The organism is Saccharothrix coeruleofusca (assembly GCF_014648515.1).
GTDB classification, from domain to species: Bacteria; Actinomycetota; Actinomycetes; order Mycobacteriales; family Pseudonocardiaceae; genus Actinosynnema; species Actinosynnema coeruleofuscum.
The window spans coordinates 37,577-52,523 of sequence record NZ_BMRG01000005.1; the positions used below are offsets into that span (position 1 = coordinate 37,577).

The window sequence follows — 14,947 nt, forward strand, 5'->3', positions numbered from 1 at the left end:
GCCGAAGCCCAGGGCGGGCGCGGCCGCGGCGGTGTCCGCCAGGCCCGCGTAGAACAGCAGCGACTTGGGGCGCGGCAGGCCGACCTCGCCGATCACGCCGATCACCCGCTCGGGGAACCGGGCGCGCGCGGAGTCGTCGGCCGCCATCAGCTCCAGCAGCTCGGGCGAGACGACCACCTCGCCGGGCAGCGGGAGGCGCCCGACCCCCGGCGGCGGCGCGGCGCCCTGGCCGACCGCCGCCACCTCGACGCCGGAGATCTTCCGGCCCTGCCAGTCCACGAACACCTGCCGCACCCGCAGCGGCGCGGACTCGTCCTGGACGTAGGACGGCGCGGTGGCCGCGACCCGCGCGGACTTCGCCTCGCGGGCCGGGCCGATCGACGCCGCCAGCAGCAGGACCGTCACCCCCAGGCCCACCCCGGCGGCGGTGAGCGCCAACCTGGCCCACGACGTCCGGCCGCCCCCGACAGCCAGCCGCACGCCGAGGACCAGGTCGGCGGCCCACCGCATCCGCGCGCTCATTCCGAGCGCAGCCCCAGCGCGCCCGTGGCCCGGCGCAGGGACGGCAGCGTCAGCGCCGTCACCACCAGGCCCAACCCCGCCGCGGCGACGCTGAGCAGGCCGATGCCGCCCCAGTCGAGCGCGACCGGCAGGTCGAGCACGCGCAGCAGCAGCGCCGCCAGACCGGTGCCCACCGCCGTCGACACCACCAGCGCCAGCAGCAGCGGCACCGCGTTCTGCCACAGCAGCGACCGGCCCAGCGCGCCGCGCGGCACGCCGCTGGCGGCCAGCACGGCCAGTGGCCGCCTGCGCTCGCGCACCTGCTCCAGCGCGAGCACCAGCAGGCTGGCCCCGGCCAGCAGCAGGGTGATCAGCGAACCCGCGAGCAGGGCTTGGCGCACGCTCATGAACTGCACCACCCGATCCGCCATGTCGATCTCCCCCACGAAGCTGACGAACGTCCGCCAGGTTAGCGGTGCGACCGCGTTGCGCACGTGCTCGACGGCGTCGGCCTTGCTCTGGTCGAGTTCGACCATGATCTGGGTCCGGCCTGGCGGCAGGTCCGCGCCGCGCACCGCGGCGGGCGTGAGGAACAAGCCCGACGTGTTGCGCGTCACGATCTCGGCCCGCACCAACTCGTACTGCGGGACGGTCCAGCTCTTCGTGATCTCCTCGTCCTCGCTGAAGGCGGTGACGGTGGTGCCCGGTGCGACGGCAGGGTTCCCGGTGGCCGCCTGGTTGACGACCATGAAGGCGTCGCCGTCCTGGCAGTCCGGCAGGGCGGTCAAGGCGGTCATCGCCTCGCACGTGCCGATGGTGATCCCCTGGTAGTTGCGGGTGTCCGTGCGGTAGGCGAGCGACTGCGTCGTGTGCACCCGCTTGACGCCCTCGGCCCGCTCCAGCATGCCCACCGCCTGCGGGGCCAGGTCCTGCGGCTCCTGGCGCAGGCTGACGTGCACCTTGCCGCGGTCGGCCTCGGACAGCGGCTCCTCGATGATCTTGGCGGACACGCTGGTCAGCACCGACTGGAGGGCGATCGCGCCCGCCAGCACCACCGCGACCCCGCCGACGACCCGCGCCGCCGTGCCGCTCTCCAGCTGCAGCCTGCGGATGGCCAGCTGCCACGACGGCGCGCCGCCGCGCAGCCTGCTCACCGAGCGCTCGACCACCCACGGCAGCATCGTGGGGATGCCCAGCAGCAGCAGGACGATCCCGCCGATCAGCACCTCCTGGTTGCCCGCGCCGCCGGAGGACTCGCCCATCGAACCGGCCTGGGTCAGCAGCGCGACCGTGCCCAGCGCGATCGGCACCAGGCGCCACCACAGCACCCTGCGCACCGGCTTGGTGTGGCGCACCACGCCCAGCGGCTCCACCACCGTGCGGCGCATCGCCAGCACCGAGGTGACCACGGCCAGCACCGGGACCAGCGCGCTGATCAGCACCGCCAGCCACGGCACGGGGGTCAGGTCGCCGGTGAACACGCTGAGCCCCAGCAGCCGCACGTCCTCGACGAACCGCCTGCTGATCATGAACAGGCCGGTGCCCACCGCCAGCCCGATGACGGCGCCCAGCAGCGCCTCGCCCGCGGCGATCCGGCGCACCCGCTGGGCGCCCGCGCCGACCAGCCGCAGCGCGGCCAGCCTGCGGTCGCGCTGGGCCCCGGCCAACCGGGTGCTGATGCCGACGAAGACCAGGATGGGGAACAGCAGGACGACGCAGCCCACGATGACCAGCAGCGTCAGCAACGGGCCGAGGTCCTGCGCCTGCGTGGGGCCGCCGAACCTGGCGATGGGGTCGGCGGAGTCCCGAGGCATCCTCGGATCGCCCACCATGGCCACCAGGTCGTGCGGCGCGGTGAGGGCGTTGTCGCCGATGCTGCCGATGACCTTCTGCGGGAAGCGCTCGCGCAGCAGCTCGCCCTCGGGCGAGTCCAGCAGCTCCCGCAACGCGGGGGAGACGTACATCTCGCCGTCGCCGGGCACGGCGGGGATGCCCGGCGGCACCGGCGCCTGCGGCCCGCCCGCCATCATGTACCGGACGTCGACCGTCTCGGCGCGGTACTCGGTTATCCACCACCTGAGGTACAGGGCGCGGTCGTCCGCCTCGCCGGGGATGGCCGCCTGCTGTGAGCTGCGCTCGGCGCGCTCGGCGAAGATCGTGGGCACCGACGACGCGGCGAGCAGCACGGCCACGCCCAGCCCGATGCCCGCGCCGGTCAGCACGAGCCGCACCCACGAGGTCCGGCCGCCGCCCAGCGCCAGCCGCACGCCGAGGGCGAGGTCGGAGAACCAGCGCTTCACCTCGCGGGCTCCACTTCGCGGGACTTGCCGTCGCGCACGACGACCTCGCGGTCGGAGTACGCGGCCACCCGCGCCTCGTGGGTCACCAGCACGACCGCCGCGTTGGTCTCCCTGGCCGCGGCGGTCAGCAGCTGCATCACCCGCTCGCCGTTGAGCGAGTCCAGCGCGCCGGTCGGCTCGTCGGCGAACACCACGCTCGGCCCGGTGACCAGCGCGCGGGCCACCGCGACCCGCTGCCCCTGGCCGCCGGAGGTCTCGCCGGGGCGCTTGTCGGCGACGCCGGTGACCTCCAGCCGCTCCAGCCACTCGCGGGCGCGGGACTCGGCCGCGCGGCGCTTGATCCCGCCCAGCCGCAGCGGCAGGGCGACGTTCTCCAGGCAGCTCAGCTCGGGCACCAGCTGGCCGAACTGGAACACGAAGCCGAAGTCGGTGCGGCGCAGCTCGCTGCGCTGGGCGTCGGGCATCGAGCTGAGCTCGGCGTCCCGGTAGCGCACGGTGCCCGAGTCGGGCTGGAGGATGCCCGCCAGGCAGTGCAGCAGCGTCGACTTGCCCGAACCGGACGGCCCCATGACCGCCACGACCTCGCCCGCCCGCACGGACAGGCCCGCGCCGTCCAGGGCGGGCGTCGGCCCGAACGACTTGCGCAGGTTGGTGGCTTCCAGCAGCGCCCTCATCGGACGACCTCCGTCTTGAGCCGGTCCAGCCGGGCGGCGGTGAGCTCCAGCCACCGCAGGTCGGCTTCCAGGTGGAACAGGGCGTGATCGCAGATCAGCTGGTCGGCGAGGTCGCCGGCGGCCTTGCGCTTGGTCAGCTCGCGCATGGTGACCAGGTGCGCCGAGCGCTGGGTGTCCAGCACGTCGCCCGCGTCGCGACCGGACAGCAGGGCCAGCACGACCTTGGAGTAGAGCGTGTTCTGCAGGTAGGGCTCGGGCTTCTCGGGCGTGCTCAGCCACTTCTCGACGTCGGTGACGCCCGCGTCGGTGATGGCGTACCGCTTGCGCTCGGGACCGTCGCCCGCCTCCACCCCCGCTTCCTCGACCAGGCCGTTGCGCAGCAGTCGGGACAGCGTTGTGTAGACCTGCCCGTAGTGCAGCGGGCGGTCCTGCCCGAAGCGCTCGTCATAGGCCCGCTTGAGGTCGTAGCCGTGTCTTGGGCCCTTTTCGAGCAAGCCCAGCAGGGTGTGTCCGATCGACATGAGCGCCACTATACACACGAGGTATACACACTATGTATACGCAGGTCAGAGCGTATGTGAGGTGAGGTCGCGACACGAGGTCGCGGCGACGCCTACAGTGGTAAGGGTGACTGGTCTGGCGGCCGGCTTGGACCACGCTGCTATGGCGCACGGTCGAGTCAGCGATGCGGAACACGATGTGGAACTGCTGCTCGCCTTCCTCAACACCCGAGATCCGGGACTCGGCACGGACGTGCTGGACAGCGCGGCCTCGTGGCGCGCGTGGGTCGCCGAGCGCGACCTGGGCGAGGCGGGGGACCTCGACGAGGTCCGCGCCGTGCGCGCGGCGCTGCGGCACTCGCTCGGCGAACCCAGGGAGCGGCCCGACCCGCTGCCCGCCACCGGCGTGATCACCGTCGACCTCAGCCACGGGGTGCCGACCCTGGCCAGCGCGGAAGCGGTCGGCGCGGTGCTCGGCGCGGCGGCCAGGCTGGCCGTGCTGGGCTCGTGGGAGCGGTTCAAGCTCTGCCAGGCGGAGGGCTGCGGCTCGGCCTTCTACGACCGCTCCCGCAACCGCTCGCGCACCTGGTGCTCGATGCAGGTCTGCGGCAACCGCGAGAAGGCCCGCAACTGGCGCGAGCGCGCCAGGGCGCTGAGCATCACCTGACCCGCGAACCGAGCGCGCGGACACCGCGAACCGAGCGCTCGGACACCGCGAACCGAGCGCTCGGACACCGCGAGTCGCGCGTTCAGACCAGCAGTTGGCCGATCGAGTAGATGACCAGCCCGGCCAGCGCGCCCACCACCGTGCCGTTGATCCGGATGAACTGCAGGTCCCGCCCGACCTGCAGCTCGATCTTGCGCGAGGTCTCCTCGGCGTCCCAGCGCTCGACGGTGTCCGTGATCAGCGTGGTGATCTCGTCCCGGTAGTTGCTCACCACGTAGCCCGCCGCGCTCTCCAGCCAGCCGTCGACCTTGGCCCGCATCGCCTCGTCGGACACCAGCCGCGCGCCGAAGGACACCAGCCCCTCGCGCACCCGCTTGCGCAGCTCGCTGGACGGGTCCTCGGCCGCGTCCAGCAGCATCCGCTTGGCCGTGCCCCACGCCGAGCCGATCACCCGCTGCACGTCCGGGTGGTCGATCACCTGCTGCTTGACCTGGTCGGCCCGCCGCATGGTGGCCGGGTCGTGCTGCAGGTCCGCGGCGAACTCGATCAGGAAGTGGTCCACCGCCTGCCGCATCGGGTGGTTGACGTCGGTCTTCACCGCCCACGCGAAGTTCAGCAGCTCGCTGTAGACCTTGTCCGCCAGCAGCGAGTCCACGAACTTCGGCGACCACGTCGGCGCGCGGTTGGACACCACGTCCATGACCCGCTGGTGGTTGTCCCGCACCCAGTCGTAGGACCGGTCGCACACCAGGTCCACCAGCTTGTGGTGCGCGCCGTCGACCAGCACCTGGCCCAGCAGCTTGCCCAGCGGCGGCCCCCACGGCCGGTCCACCAGCCGGTGCACCACCGCCTGCTCGACGATCGCCTGCACGTCGTCGTCGCGCAGCACGGTCACCGCGGCCTTGGCCACGTTGGCCACCTCCGAGGTGACCCGCTCGGCGTTGTCCTCCTGGGCCAGCCACCCGCCGAGCCGCCGCGCGATGCCCACCCGGCGCAGCTTGTCCCGCACCACGTCCTCGGCCAGGAAGTTCTGGCCGACGAACGTGCCCAGCGCGTCGCCGAAGCTGTCCTTGCGGGTCGGGATGATCGCGGTGTGCGGGATCGGCAGCCCCAGCGGCCTGCGGAACAGCGCGGTCACCGCGAACCAGTCGGCCAGCGCGCCCACCATGCCCGCCTCCGCGGCGGCGCGCACGTAGCCCACCCAGGCCGGGCCGTCGTCCTCGAACAGCAGGGACACCAGGAACACCACCGTGGCCGCCAGGAAGAACAGCGTGGCCACGATTTTCATCCGGCGCAGGTCGCGCCGCTTGAGCTGGTCAGCCGCCGTCAGTTGCTCCACCCCGCCATTGTCCGTGAAGATTCCCGGTTGTGCGGGTACCAGCGCTTGTCCCCAGATTGCGGCCGTTCACCTCGACGATCTTCGCGGAGATGACCGCGTTGGCCACCCGCACCGGGGCGGTGAACCTGGGCCAGGGCTTCCCGGACACCGACGGCCCGGCCGGGATGCTCCAGGCGGCCAAGGACGCCATCGACGCGGGCGCGAACCAGTACCCGCCCGGCCCCGGCGTGCCCGAGCTGCGGCAGGCCGTCGCCGAGCACCGCACCCGCTACGGCACCCACTACGACCCCGACACCGAGGTCCTGATCACCGTCGGCGCGACCGAGGCCATCGCGGCCACCCTGCTGGCGCTGGTCGAGCCGGGCGACGAGGTGCTGCTCGTCGAGCCGTACTACGACTCCTACGCGGCGTGCGTGGCCATGGCGGGCGCGACCCGGCGCGCGGTGGGCCTGGTGGAGGACCCGGAGACCGGCAGGCTCGGCCTGGACGTCGCCGCGCTGCGGGCCGCGATCGGCCCGCGCACCAGGGCGCTGCTGCTGAACTCCCCGCACAACCCGACCGGCACCGTGCTCACCCGCGCGGAGCTGGCCGAGGTGGCGCGGCTGTGCGTCGAGCACGACCTGGTCGCGATCACCGACGAGGTCTACGAGCACCTGGTCTTCGACGCCCACGAGCACGTGCCGCTGGCCACCCTGCCCGGCATGGCCGAGCGGACCGTGACGATCTCCAGCGCGGGCAAGACGTTCAACTGCACCGGGTGGAAGATCGGCTGGGTCTGCGGGCCCGCCGAGCTGGTCGCCGCGGTGCGTGCGGCCAAGCAGTTCCTCACCTTCGTGGGCGGCGCGCCGTTCCAGCCCGCCGTGGCGCACGCGCTGCGGCACGAGCTGGAGTGGGTCGAGGGGCTGCGCACCTCGTTGCAGGACAAGCGGTCCCGGCTGGCCGAGGGGCTCACCGAGGCGGGCTTCGCGGTGCGGCCGTGCGAGGGCACCTACTTCATCACCGCCGACGTGCGCCCGCTGGGCTTCACCGACGGCGCGCGGCTGTGCCGGGAGCTGCCCGAGCGGATCGGCGTGGCCGCCGTGCCGGTGCAGGTGTTCACCGACCACCCCGACCGCTGGCGGCACCTGGTCCGGTTCGCGTTCTGCAAGCGGGACGAGGTGCTGGACGAGGCGCTGCGCAGGCTGGCGCGGCTAAGCCTGTGACCGCACCGGTTCCCGCGCGCCCGCCAGCCGGTCCTGGACCAGGGCGTGCCGGAACTGGTAGCAGGCGCCCGCCTGGCGCAGCACGCCGAGCTTGCGGGCGTCGTCCAGGAACACCATCAGCTCCCACGGCAGCTTCCCCCGCAGCGCCAACCAGATCCGCGCCACGGTGAACCACCACCAGCGCAGGTGCAGCACGCTCAGCGCGAAGCCCAGCAGCAGCCCGGAGGCCAGCCCCAGGCCCACCATCCCGCTCTGGTGCGGCCCGAACACCAGCCCCGCCGCCGCGCCGAACACCACGGCCAGCACCAGCGACCCGGTCCAGGTGGCCACCCGGTCCCGCGCCATCGTCCACTTCGGACTCGACGGCTGGGTCAGCTCGGCCGCGCTGCCCAGCGCGAAGCGCAGCGCGGTGGCCACGGCCAGCCCCAGCCCGACGACCAGGCCCGCGGACAGCCCGTAGAGCGCGCCGAACACCAGCCCCGCCGCCGTGCCCAGCACGGCGCTGGTCAGCAGCAGGCTGCGCCACGCGCCCAGCCGGGGCTTGGCGGTGCGCTGGCGGGACGCGGACAGCGCGGCGGCGGCCACCAGCAGGCCCGCGACCAGCCCGGTCAGCGGCGCCAGGTCCGGCGTGCTCGCGTAGGCCATCAGCCAGGCCACCCCGAACCCGCCGATGGAGCCCAGCGCCAGCGCCCCCAGCAGCGCCAGCCACGTCCGGCCCACCGCCCGCCGCAGCTCCCACCAGGCCAGCTCGCGGATGCCGCGCGCGTGCAGGTGGGTGGCCAGGAAGGTCAGCCAGCGGTGCGCCTTGTCGCGCGGCCAGACCTGGCTGGCGCGCACGTCGTGGGCCACCGCGCGGTCGCCGAACGCGCCGGAGACCAGCGCGTCCACCAAGTGGTGCTCGACGGCCCGGCGGTCCGGGAAGCGGTTGCGGTCCAGCAGCTCGCTGGGCTCGCCGGAGCCGTAGACGACGCCTGCCAGCCACACCGCCAGCGGCGTGGACAGCGCCTCGGCCAGCCGCCCGTCCGGCTCGGCGCGCAGGTGCAGGAAGATCGGCTCCCAGCGGGCGGCGTGCAGCGGGTCGGTGGAGGCGCGCAGGTAGCCCGCGATCTCCTCGTGGTCCAGCGGGTGCAGCTGCACCACGTCGGCCCCGGCCACCGGACCGGCGGCGGCCACCGCGTCGGCGAACTCCGCCACCCGGCTGGTCAGCACCAGCGGCGTGGCGGGCGGGAACGCCCGGTTCAGCCGCGCCAGCGCGTCGGCCCGCTTGGCCGCCGGGAGCTGGTCCAGCCCGTCGAGCACCGGGAACACCAGCCGCTGCTCCACCAGCAGGTCGGCCGCGTAGCTGCCGTACAGCTCGGTGTTGCGCAGGGCCGGGTGGTCCTCGTAGAGCCGCCGGGTCATCCAGGTCCGCACGTCCTCGGCGTCGGGGTCCCAGGTGGACAGCGGCAGCAGCACCGGCACCGGGCCGTCGCCCCGCCGCTCCAGCAGCCCGATGGTCAGCAGCAGGGTCGTGGTGCTCTTGCCCGCCCCGGCCTCGCCCAGCACGACCAGGCGTCCGCGCGGCTGCCGCTCGAACGCCTCGACCACCGCGTCGCTGCGTCCCGGCGGCGCGGCCGGCTGGTCGCCCAGCGGCGGCTCCGGTGCGCTCCAGTGCAGGTCCAGCAGCTCGCCCCGGCGCAGCCCTCGGGCGGTGAACTCCTCGGTCCACTGGCCGCGCAGCGCCGTGGCGAGCGCGGCGCGCGCGGCGGCCAGGTTGGCGTCGGTGGCCAGGCCCGCGGCCTTGCGGCGGTGCAGCCAGGGGTCCAGGGCGGCGAGGAAGAGCACGAACCCCAGGGCCAGCACGATCAGCCAGAGGTCGGGGTCGATGCCGTAGTCGGTGGCGAACAGGCCGGCCGCCGCGAGGAGGGCGGCCAGCACGCACCCCGCGAGCACGGCGCGCTGGCGAAAACTGGACACCCCGGCATCATGGCTCACCGGTCACCGCCGGTGTCGACGCGGCTACCCCTGTGTCGCGCCCCGCGCCGTGCGTACCCTCGATCGCGTGATCTGCCCGAAGTGCCAGGACCTGATGCGCACGCTCACCCGTGGAGCGGTCCACATCGAGCAGTGCGACAACTGCCACGGCGTGTTCCTCGACGGCGGCGAGCTGGAACAGATCATCGCCGCCGAGCGGGAGCACTACGCCCAGCCGCCCGCCGCGCCAGCCCCGACGGCCACCCTGCCCGTCGACGCCCCGCCACCAGGCGCCCCGCCCGCTGGCGCCCCGCCCGCGTACCAGCCACCGCCGCCGTACCAGCCGCCGCCGGGCACGCCTCCCCCCGGAGTGCCCGCCCCGTCGCCGTACGGGGGCGGTCACCCCGGCTACCCCGGCTACCCCGGCCACTACGGGCACCCGCGCAGGCGCAGCTTCCTGGAAGAGCTGTTCGACTGACGCCGCGCGGGTGGAGCGGGTCAGAGCGGCCAGCGGTGCGGTGAGTTCGGGGCGTCGAGCCAGAACCACTGCGCGTCGGGCGTGACGGTGACGCCGAAGCGCTGCCTGCGGGGCCGGTCCAGGGCGCGCCACCGGCGGTACCCCTCCTCGGCCAGGTCCCACAGCCGCCGGGGACCGCCCTGCTCGACCACGCCGTGCCGGTGGCGCGCCCACGACCCGTCCGGGTGCGCCAGGCGCACCGGGTCGAACCCCACCACCACGTCCCCCAGCACCAGCCCGGCGAAGAACTCGAACCCGCTGGACGCCTCCACCACCGACCGCGCCGACAGCTCCGTGGTCCGCGAGTCCTCCGGCGGCGCGGTGCGGGCGTGCTCCAGGGCGGCGCGGGACCAGGTCGGGGCGTGCGCCCGCAGCGGCATGAACCGCCCGTCCTCCCGCAGCACCCGCCCGACCCCGCCGCCCGCCCCGTCCGACTCGACCCGGACCAGCCCGGCCCCCAGCGCCCGGTTGAGCGTGGTGACGACCAGCCCGCCGGGCCGGGTCTGGGCCAGCCAGGCCGTCGGCACGCGGGACACCGCGCAGGTCCCCAGCACCCGGTCGTAGGGGGCCCGCTCGGGGCAGCCCCGCTCGCCGTCGCCCAGCACGCAGGCGGGCCGGTACCCGGCGAGCGCGAGGTGGCGGGCGGCCCGCGCGAGCACGCCGGGGTCCACGTCGACCGTGGTGACCCGCTCCTGCCCGAGGAAGTGGCACAGCAGGGCGGCGTTGTAGCCGGTGCCCGCCCCGATCTCCAGGACGCGGTGGCCCTCGTCCAGCTCCAGCGCCTCCAGCATGATCGCCATGATCGTCGGCATGCTCGACGAGCTGGTGGGCACGCCGACCGCGCCGCCGCGCCGGGCCCGCTCCCAGGCCGAGTCGTCACCGTCGAGCTGGGTCACGCACACCTGGTTGCGGTACACCGCCGTCAGCCAGTCGGGTGAGTCCGGGGTCATCGCGGACCAGGTGCCGTCGTGCCGCTGGACGAAGAAGCCCGGCAGGAACACGTCGCGCGGGACCTCGCGGAACGCCCGCACCCAGCGGGGATCGCGCAGCACCCCGGCGTCCACCAGGGAGTCGACCAGCCGTGCGCGCAGCTCCGTCGCCAAGTCCACGCCCCCACCGTAACGCCGGTGTGGTCGAGCACACGCCGAGGTTGCAAGCACTCCGCTTGCAGCTGCTAGCACCTCGCCGTACCGTGGAAGTCGGACCGGGGAGGTGCGCGAGTGGACAAGCCGCTGGACAAGGCCGTCGCGGACCTCGGCCGCGACATCGGCGAGTACATCCGCCAGCAGCGCAGCACCGCCAAGATCTCGCTGCGCCAGCTGGCCAAGCTCGCGGGCGTGTCCAACCCCTACCTCAGCCAGATCGAGCGGGGCCTGCGCAAACCCAGCGCGGAGATCCTCCAGCAGATCGCCAAGGGGCTGCGGATCTCGGCCGAGGCGCTCTACGTCCAAGCGGGCTTCCTGGAGCAGCGCGAGGGCGGCGCGCTGGCCGACGCCATCGCCACCGCACCCGACCTGACCGAGCGGCAGAAGCAGGTGCTGCTCGACGTCTACGAGTCGTTCCGGCGGGAGAACACCGCCACCCAACCCAAGCCCGAGGAGTGAGCTCCATGCCGAACCTGCCCACCACCGAAGAGCTGCGCAAGGCGGGCGAGCAGGTGGCCGCCGCCGCCCGCACCCCGCTGCTGGCCGCGCTGGGCGCGGGCGACCTGGCCGCCAAGGCCGTCATCGACGCGCTGGCCAAGGCCAAGGAGCGCGCCGAGGCCGCCCGCACCGCGGGCCGCGACCTGCCGACCGAGCTGAAGGACCTCAAGGAGAAGTTCGACCCGGCCGAGCTGCGCAAGATCGTCGACGCCTACACCCAGTCGGCGCTCAACCTCTACCAGTACCTGGCCCAGCACGGCGAGCAGGCGCTGGAGAAGATCAAGACCCAGCCGCAGGTCCAGGAGGCGCTGCGGCAGGTCGACACCGCGACCGACGAGGTCCGCGACGCCGCCGACGACGTGCTCGGCAAGGTCACCCGCCGCACCCGCGAGGTCGGCGAGAAGGTGGCCGACCAGGTCGACGACGCCACCGAGAAGCTGGCCGTCAAGGTCGAGGAGGTCGGCGGCGACGTGGCGCAGGAAGTGCGCACCACCACCCGCAAGGCCGCTCCCCGCAAGACGACGGGCACCGCCCGCGCCACGGCCAAGAAGGCCACCGACACCGCCGAGTGAGCCCACCGGAACGGGGCGTCCCACCAGGGACGCCCCGTTTCGGGTGTACCCCGCGCGCCCGGCGCACGTAGTCTGGAACCCGTGTTGCTCTTGCCCCCACCGCTCAGCCTGGAGTACCTCGACTTCTGGGTCCTCTTCTTCGTGCACTACGCCGGGCTGTTCACCGGCGTGTTCGCGTTCGCGCACGCGCTGTCGCAGCGGGCGGACGCGTACACGGCGGCGGAGCGCCTGACCAAACCCGCGTGGCTGGGCATCACCGGCGGCGGCACGTTCGCCCTGCTGCTGTTCCACCTCTACGGCGCGGGCGGCATGTTCTGGCTGGCCGGGCTGGTCGCGGTCACCGTCTACATCGTCGACGTCCGGCCAAGGCTGATCGAGGTCCAGCGCGGCCCCAGGTGGTGACCGCGAGGTGGTGACCTGGCACCGCCACGGCACCGGCTCGCCGGTCACCCTGGTGGGCCACGGCCTCGGCGCGACCCCCGGCGAGGCCCGCCTGCCCACCTCCGGCGTGCCGGGGACCAGGGTCGTGGTCACCCTGCCGGGGCACGGCGACGAACCCGACCCCGAACCGGACTACTGGACCTACCCCCGCATCGCCGCCGACCTGCGCGCCGCCGCCGCCGGGACGGGGGCCACCCGCGCCGTCGGCGTCTCGCTGACCTCCGGCGCGCTGCTGTCCCTGCTGGCCGACCAGCCGGACGCCTTCGAGCGCGTCGTGCTCCTCCTGCCCGCCGTGCTGGACACCCCGCGCCCCGCGCTGCCGCGCGAGGAGGCCATCACCGCCGTCGGCGGGCCACCCGAGTACCAGGCCCAGCGCCGCGCCGCGTTCGCCCGCCTCGACCACGCCCTCGCCCGGCTCCCCGGCCAGACCGCGGTGCCCGACCGCGCGCTCCTGGCCCGCGTGCGCGCCCCCGTGCTCGTGATCGGCGCGACCGAGGACCCGCTGCACCCGGAGGAGGTCGCCAAGGAGGTCGCGGCGGCGTTCCCGCGCGGGCGGCTGGAGCTGGTGCCGTCCTGGCTGGCGCACCGCGCGCCGGTCCGGCGGTGGTTGACCGACTTCCTGGCCGGGTAGCCGACCGGCATGGCCGAACAGAAGAAGATCGCGTTCCTGGTCGACACGGAGGGCATCGAGCAGGTCGAGCTGACCGACCCCTGGCAGCAGGTGGAGAAGGCGGGCGGCCTGCCCCGGCTCATCGCGCCGCAGCTCGGAGAGGTGCGGGGCTTCCACCACCTGACCCCGGCGGACACCTTCGAGGTGGACCTGGCCTACGCCGACGCCGACCCCGCCGACTACGACGGCGTCGTGATCCCCGGCGGCGTGGCCAACGCGGATTTCCTGCGGATGAACGCCGACGCCGTGCGGTTCGTGCAGGAGGTCACCCGCTCGGGCAAGCCGGTGGCGGCGATCTGCCACGGCCCGTGGCTGCTGGTCGAGGCGGACGTGATCCGGGGCAAGGCGCTGACCTCGTTCCAGAGCCTGGCCACCGACATCCGCAACGCGGGCGGCCAGTGGGCCGACGAGGAGGTCCGGGTCTGCCCGGCCAACGGCTACACGCTGGTCACCAGCCGCACGCCCGACGACCTGCCCGCGTTCAACCGCGAGGCGTTGACGGCCTTCGGCCTGTGACGCCCCGGCCCGTGCCACCCGGCTGCGGGGATCTGCAGCTCCCCGCAGCCGAGTGTCACAGCCGAACCCGCGCGTACGCCGCGATGGCGTCGCGCGCGTACTCGGCGACCCCCTCGGCGTGGGCGTCGAGCTGGGCCCTGAACTCGGGCTCGTCGACGTAGAGCCTGCCCAGGCCGGTGTAGGACTCCCGGTCGGGCGTCCAGCTGCGGCAGATCCACCGGTAGTGCCGGTCGGTCAGCTCCAGCGCCCTCGGCGCGTCCACCGCGACGCCCGCGCCGGACAGCTCCGCGTAAGCCCTGGTGATGTCCTCCCACTCGGCCAGGTACGCGCTCGCGTCCGCCTTGGTCCAGCCGCGCATCCGGCGCCTGCCCTCGTCGATGTGCTGCCGCGCGCCCTCGCCGAAGCGCTCGACCAGCTGGGCCTCGTACCGGGCCTGCCGGTCGGCGTCGATGCCGTCGAACAGCTCCGCCATGTCCACTTCCGCACCTCCTTCCACTTCCTCGATGGTCCGGGCGACGGTGCTCGCCAGCCGGGCCAGCCGCTCCTGCTCGGCGCGCAGCCACGCGTGGTGGGCGCGCAGCACGTCCACCACGCGGTGCCGCCCGTCCAGGACCTCGGCCACCGCGTCGAGGCCGAGGCCCAGGTCGCGCAGCAACAAAATCTGCTGCAACCTCAGCAGCTGCTCGCGCTCGTAGTAGCGGTAGCCGTTGCTGCCGACGTGGGCGGGCGTGAGCAGGCCGATCGCGTCGTAGTGCCGCAGCGTCCGCGACGTCACCTTGGACATCCGCGCCACCTCGGTGATCGACCAGGCCATCCCGCCTCCTCCGCCTGTTCGACGGTAGAGCTTGACGCTGCGTCAACGTCAAGGCGAGCCGGCAGGATGGGTGTCGTGTGGAGCATCGCTGGATCGCTGACGCCCGTCCCCGCGCTGGACCGGTTGGACCTGGTGGCCGAGCCGGTGGCCGCCGCGCTGCGCGCCCTCGACCCGGCCGACGCGGCCCGGCTCGCGGTCACCGGGATCGACCCCTCGCTGGCCGACACGGCGGAGTTCTGCGCCCACTACGGCTCGCCGCTGTCGGCGTCGGCCAACTGCGTGGTCGTCGCGGGCAAGCGGGGTGACGCGGTGCGCTACGCGGCGTGCGTGGTGCTGGCCACCACGCGGGCCGACGTCAACGGCGTGGTGCGGCGCAGGCTGGACGCGCGCAAGGCGTCGTTCGCGCCGATGGACGACGCGGTGACGCTGACCGGCATGGAGTACGGCGGCATCACCCCCGTCGGCCTGCCCGCCGAGTGGCCGGTGCTGCTGTCGCCCGAGGTGGCGGCCGCGCCGGAGCTGGTCATCGGCTCGGGCGTGCGGGGCAGCAAGATCCTCATCCCCGGCGAGGTGCTGGCCAAGCTCCCCGGCGCCGAGGTCGTCGAAGCCCTCGCCCGCTGATCGGGTGATGTGCGGGA

At 73.9% G+C, this 14,947-nt stretch carries 16 protein-coding genes and 1 pseudogene; 9 read left to right on the forward strand and 8 right to left on the reverse strand.

Features of this window, described 5'->3' with window-relative positions; all coding sequences use genetic code 11:
- From IEZ00_RS15540 to IEZ00_RS15555, 4 genes and pseudogenes are all read right to left on the reverse strand, one after another.
- Positions 1-522, reverse strand: a pseudogene (locus tag IEZ00_RS15540) (FtsX-like permease family protein); the annotation flags it as partial.
- On the reverse strand, positions 519-2,801 hold the full coding sequence (locus IEZ00_RS37790) for an ABC transporter permease (RefSeq protein WP_189223977.1): 2,283 nt from the start codon (positions 2,799-2,801) through the stop codon (positions 519-521). The gene IEZ00_RS37790 and the pseudogene IEZ00_RS15540, both read right to left, overlap by 4 nt.
- The gene (locus IEZ00_RS15550) at positions 2,798-3,475 is read right to left on the reverse strand and encodes an ABC transporter ATP-binding protein (protein WP_189223978.1); all 678 of its coding nucleotides are present in this window, start codon (positions 3,473-3,475) and stop codon (positions 2,798-2,800) included. Before IEZ00_RS15550 ends, IEZ00_RS37790 begins: the two co-directional genes overlap by 4 nt.
- Complete coding sequence (locus IEZ00_RS15555) at positions 3,472-3,996, reverse strand: PadR family transcriptional regulator (RefSeq protein ID WP_189223979.1); 525 nt, start codon at positions 3,994-3,996, stop codon at positions 3,472-3,474. The genes IEZ00_RS15550 and IEZ00_RS15555 overlap by 4 nt, the downstream gene beginning before the upstream one ends.
- 178 nt (positions 3,997-4,174) lie before the next feature.
- Here IEZ00_RS15555 and IEZ00_RS15560 point away from each other — a divergent pair, with 178 nt between their 5' ends.
- Entirely contained in the window at positions 4,175-4,642 is a 468-nt protein-coding gene (locus IEZ00_RS15560) for a CGNR zinc finger domain-containing protein (RefSeq protein ID WP_229795753.1), read from the forward strand.
- An 82-nt stretch (positions 4,643-4,724) separates the two neighbouring features.
- Here IEZ00_RS15560 and IEZ00_RS15565 read toward each other — a convergent pair whose 3' ends face one another.
- The gene (locus tag IEZ00_RS15565) at positions 4,725-5,930 is read right to left on the reverse strand and encodes a DUF445 domain-containing protein (RefSeq protein ID WP_189224292.1); all 1,206 of its coding nucleotides are present in this window, start codon (positions 5,928-5,930) and stop codon (positions 4,725-4,727) included.
- A gap of 80 nt (positions 5,931-6,010) precedes the next feature.
- On the opposite strand from IEZ00_RS15565, the gene IEZ00_RS15570 reads away from it, so the two are divergent.
- On the forward strand, positions 6,011-7,183 hold the full coding sequence (locus IEZ00_RS15570) for a pyridoxal phosphate-dependent aminotransferase (RefSeq protein WP_189223981.1): 1,173 nt from the start codon (positions 6,011-6,013) through the stop codon (positions 7,181-7,183).
- Here IEZ00_RS15570 and IEZ00_RS15575 read toward each other — a convergent pair.
- Positions 7,172-9,139: an NACHT domain-containing protein gene (locus IEZ00_RS15575; RefSeq protein ID WP_229795756.1), complete on the reverse strand. Its 1,968-nt coding sequence runs from the start codon at positions 9,137-9,139 to the stop codon at positions 7,172-7,174. The genes IEZ00_RS15570 and IEZ00_RS15575 overlap by 12 nt on opposite strands.
- An 85-nt stretch (positions 9,140-9,224) precedes the next feature.
- Between IEZ00_RS15575 and IEZ00_RS15580 the strand changes: the two genes are divergently transcribed.
- Positions 9,225-9,614 carry a TFIIB-type zinc ribbon-containing protein gene (locus IEZ00_RS15580; RefSeq protein WP_189223983.1) on the forward strand — a complete coding sequence of 130 codons (390 nt, stop codon included), beginning with the start codon at positions 9,225-9,227 and terminating at the stop codon, positions 9,612-9,614.
- A 20-nt stretch (positions 9,615-9,634) separates the two neighbouring features.
- On the opposite strand, the gene IEZ00_RS15585 is transcribed toward IEZ00_RS15580, so the two are convergent.
- Positions 9,635-10,762, reverse strand: a complete 1,128-nt coding sequence (locus tag IEZ00_RS15585) for a methyltransferase domain-containing protein (RefSeq protein ID WP_189223984.1) — start codon at positions 10,760-10,762, stop codon at positions 9,635-9,637.
- A gap of 111 nt (positions 10,763-10,873) precedes the next feature.
- On the opposite strand from IEZ00_RS15585, the gene IEZ00_RS15590 reads away from it, so the two are divergent.
- From IEZ00_RS15590 to IEZ00_RS15610, 5 genes are all read left to right on the forward strand, one after another.
- Positions 10,874-11,257, forward strand: a complete 384-nt coding sequence (locus IEZ00_RS15590) for a helix-turn-helix domain-containing protein (protein WP_189223985.1) — start codon at positions 10,874-10,876, stop codon at positions 11,255-11,257.
- Between the two features lie 5 nt (positions 11,258-11,262).
- Positions 11,263-11,868 carry a hypothetical protein gene (locus IEZ00_RS15595; RefSeq protein ID WP_189223986.1) on the forward strand — a complete coding sequence of 202 codons (606 nt, stop codon included), beginning with the start codon at positions 11,263-11,265 and terminating at the stop codon, positions 11,866-11,868.
- Between the two features lie 108 nt (positions 11,869-11,976).
- Complete coding sequence (locus tag IEZ00_RS15600; protein WP_189224293.1) at positions 11,977-12,270, forward strand: DUF2516 family protein; 294 nt, start codon at positions 11,977-11,979, stop codon at positions 12,268-12,270.
- Between the two features lie 10 nt (positions 12,271-12,280).
- Positions 12,281-12,940: an alpha/beta fold hydrolase gene (locus IEZ00_RS15605; protein ID WP_189223987.1), complete on the forward strand. Its 660-nt coding sequence runs from the start codon at positions 12,281-12,283 to the stop codon at positions 12,938-12,940.
- 9 nt (positions 12,941-12,949) lie between these two features.
- A complete protein-coding gene (locus IEZ00_RS15610; protein WP_189223988.1) occupies positions 12,950-13,495 on the forward strand; it encodes a type 1 glutamine amidotransferase domain-containing protein in 546 nt (181 codons plus the stop codon).
- 55 nt (positions 13,496-13,550) lie between these two features.
- On the opposite strand, the gene IEZ00_RS15615 is transcribed toward IEZ00_RS15610, so the two are convergent.
- Positions 13,551-14,309 (reverse strand): MerR family transcriptional regulator, encoded by a 759-nt coding sequence (locus tag IEZ00_RS15615; RefSeq protein ID WP_189223989.1) that lies wholly within the window; start codon positions 14,307-14,309, stop codon positions 13,551-13,553.
- Positions 14,310-14,375: 66 nt separating this feature from the next.
- Between IEZ00_RS15615 and IEZ00_RS15620 the strand changes: the two genes are divergently transcribed.
- A complete protein-coding gene (locus tag IEZ00_RS15620; protein ID WP_189223990.1) occupies positions 14,376-14,930 on the forward strand; it encodes a YbaK/EbsC family protein in 555 nt (184 codons plus the stop codon).
- Positions 14,931-14,947: the final 17 nt, after the last annotated feature.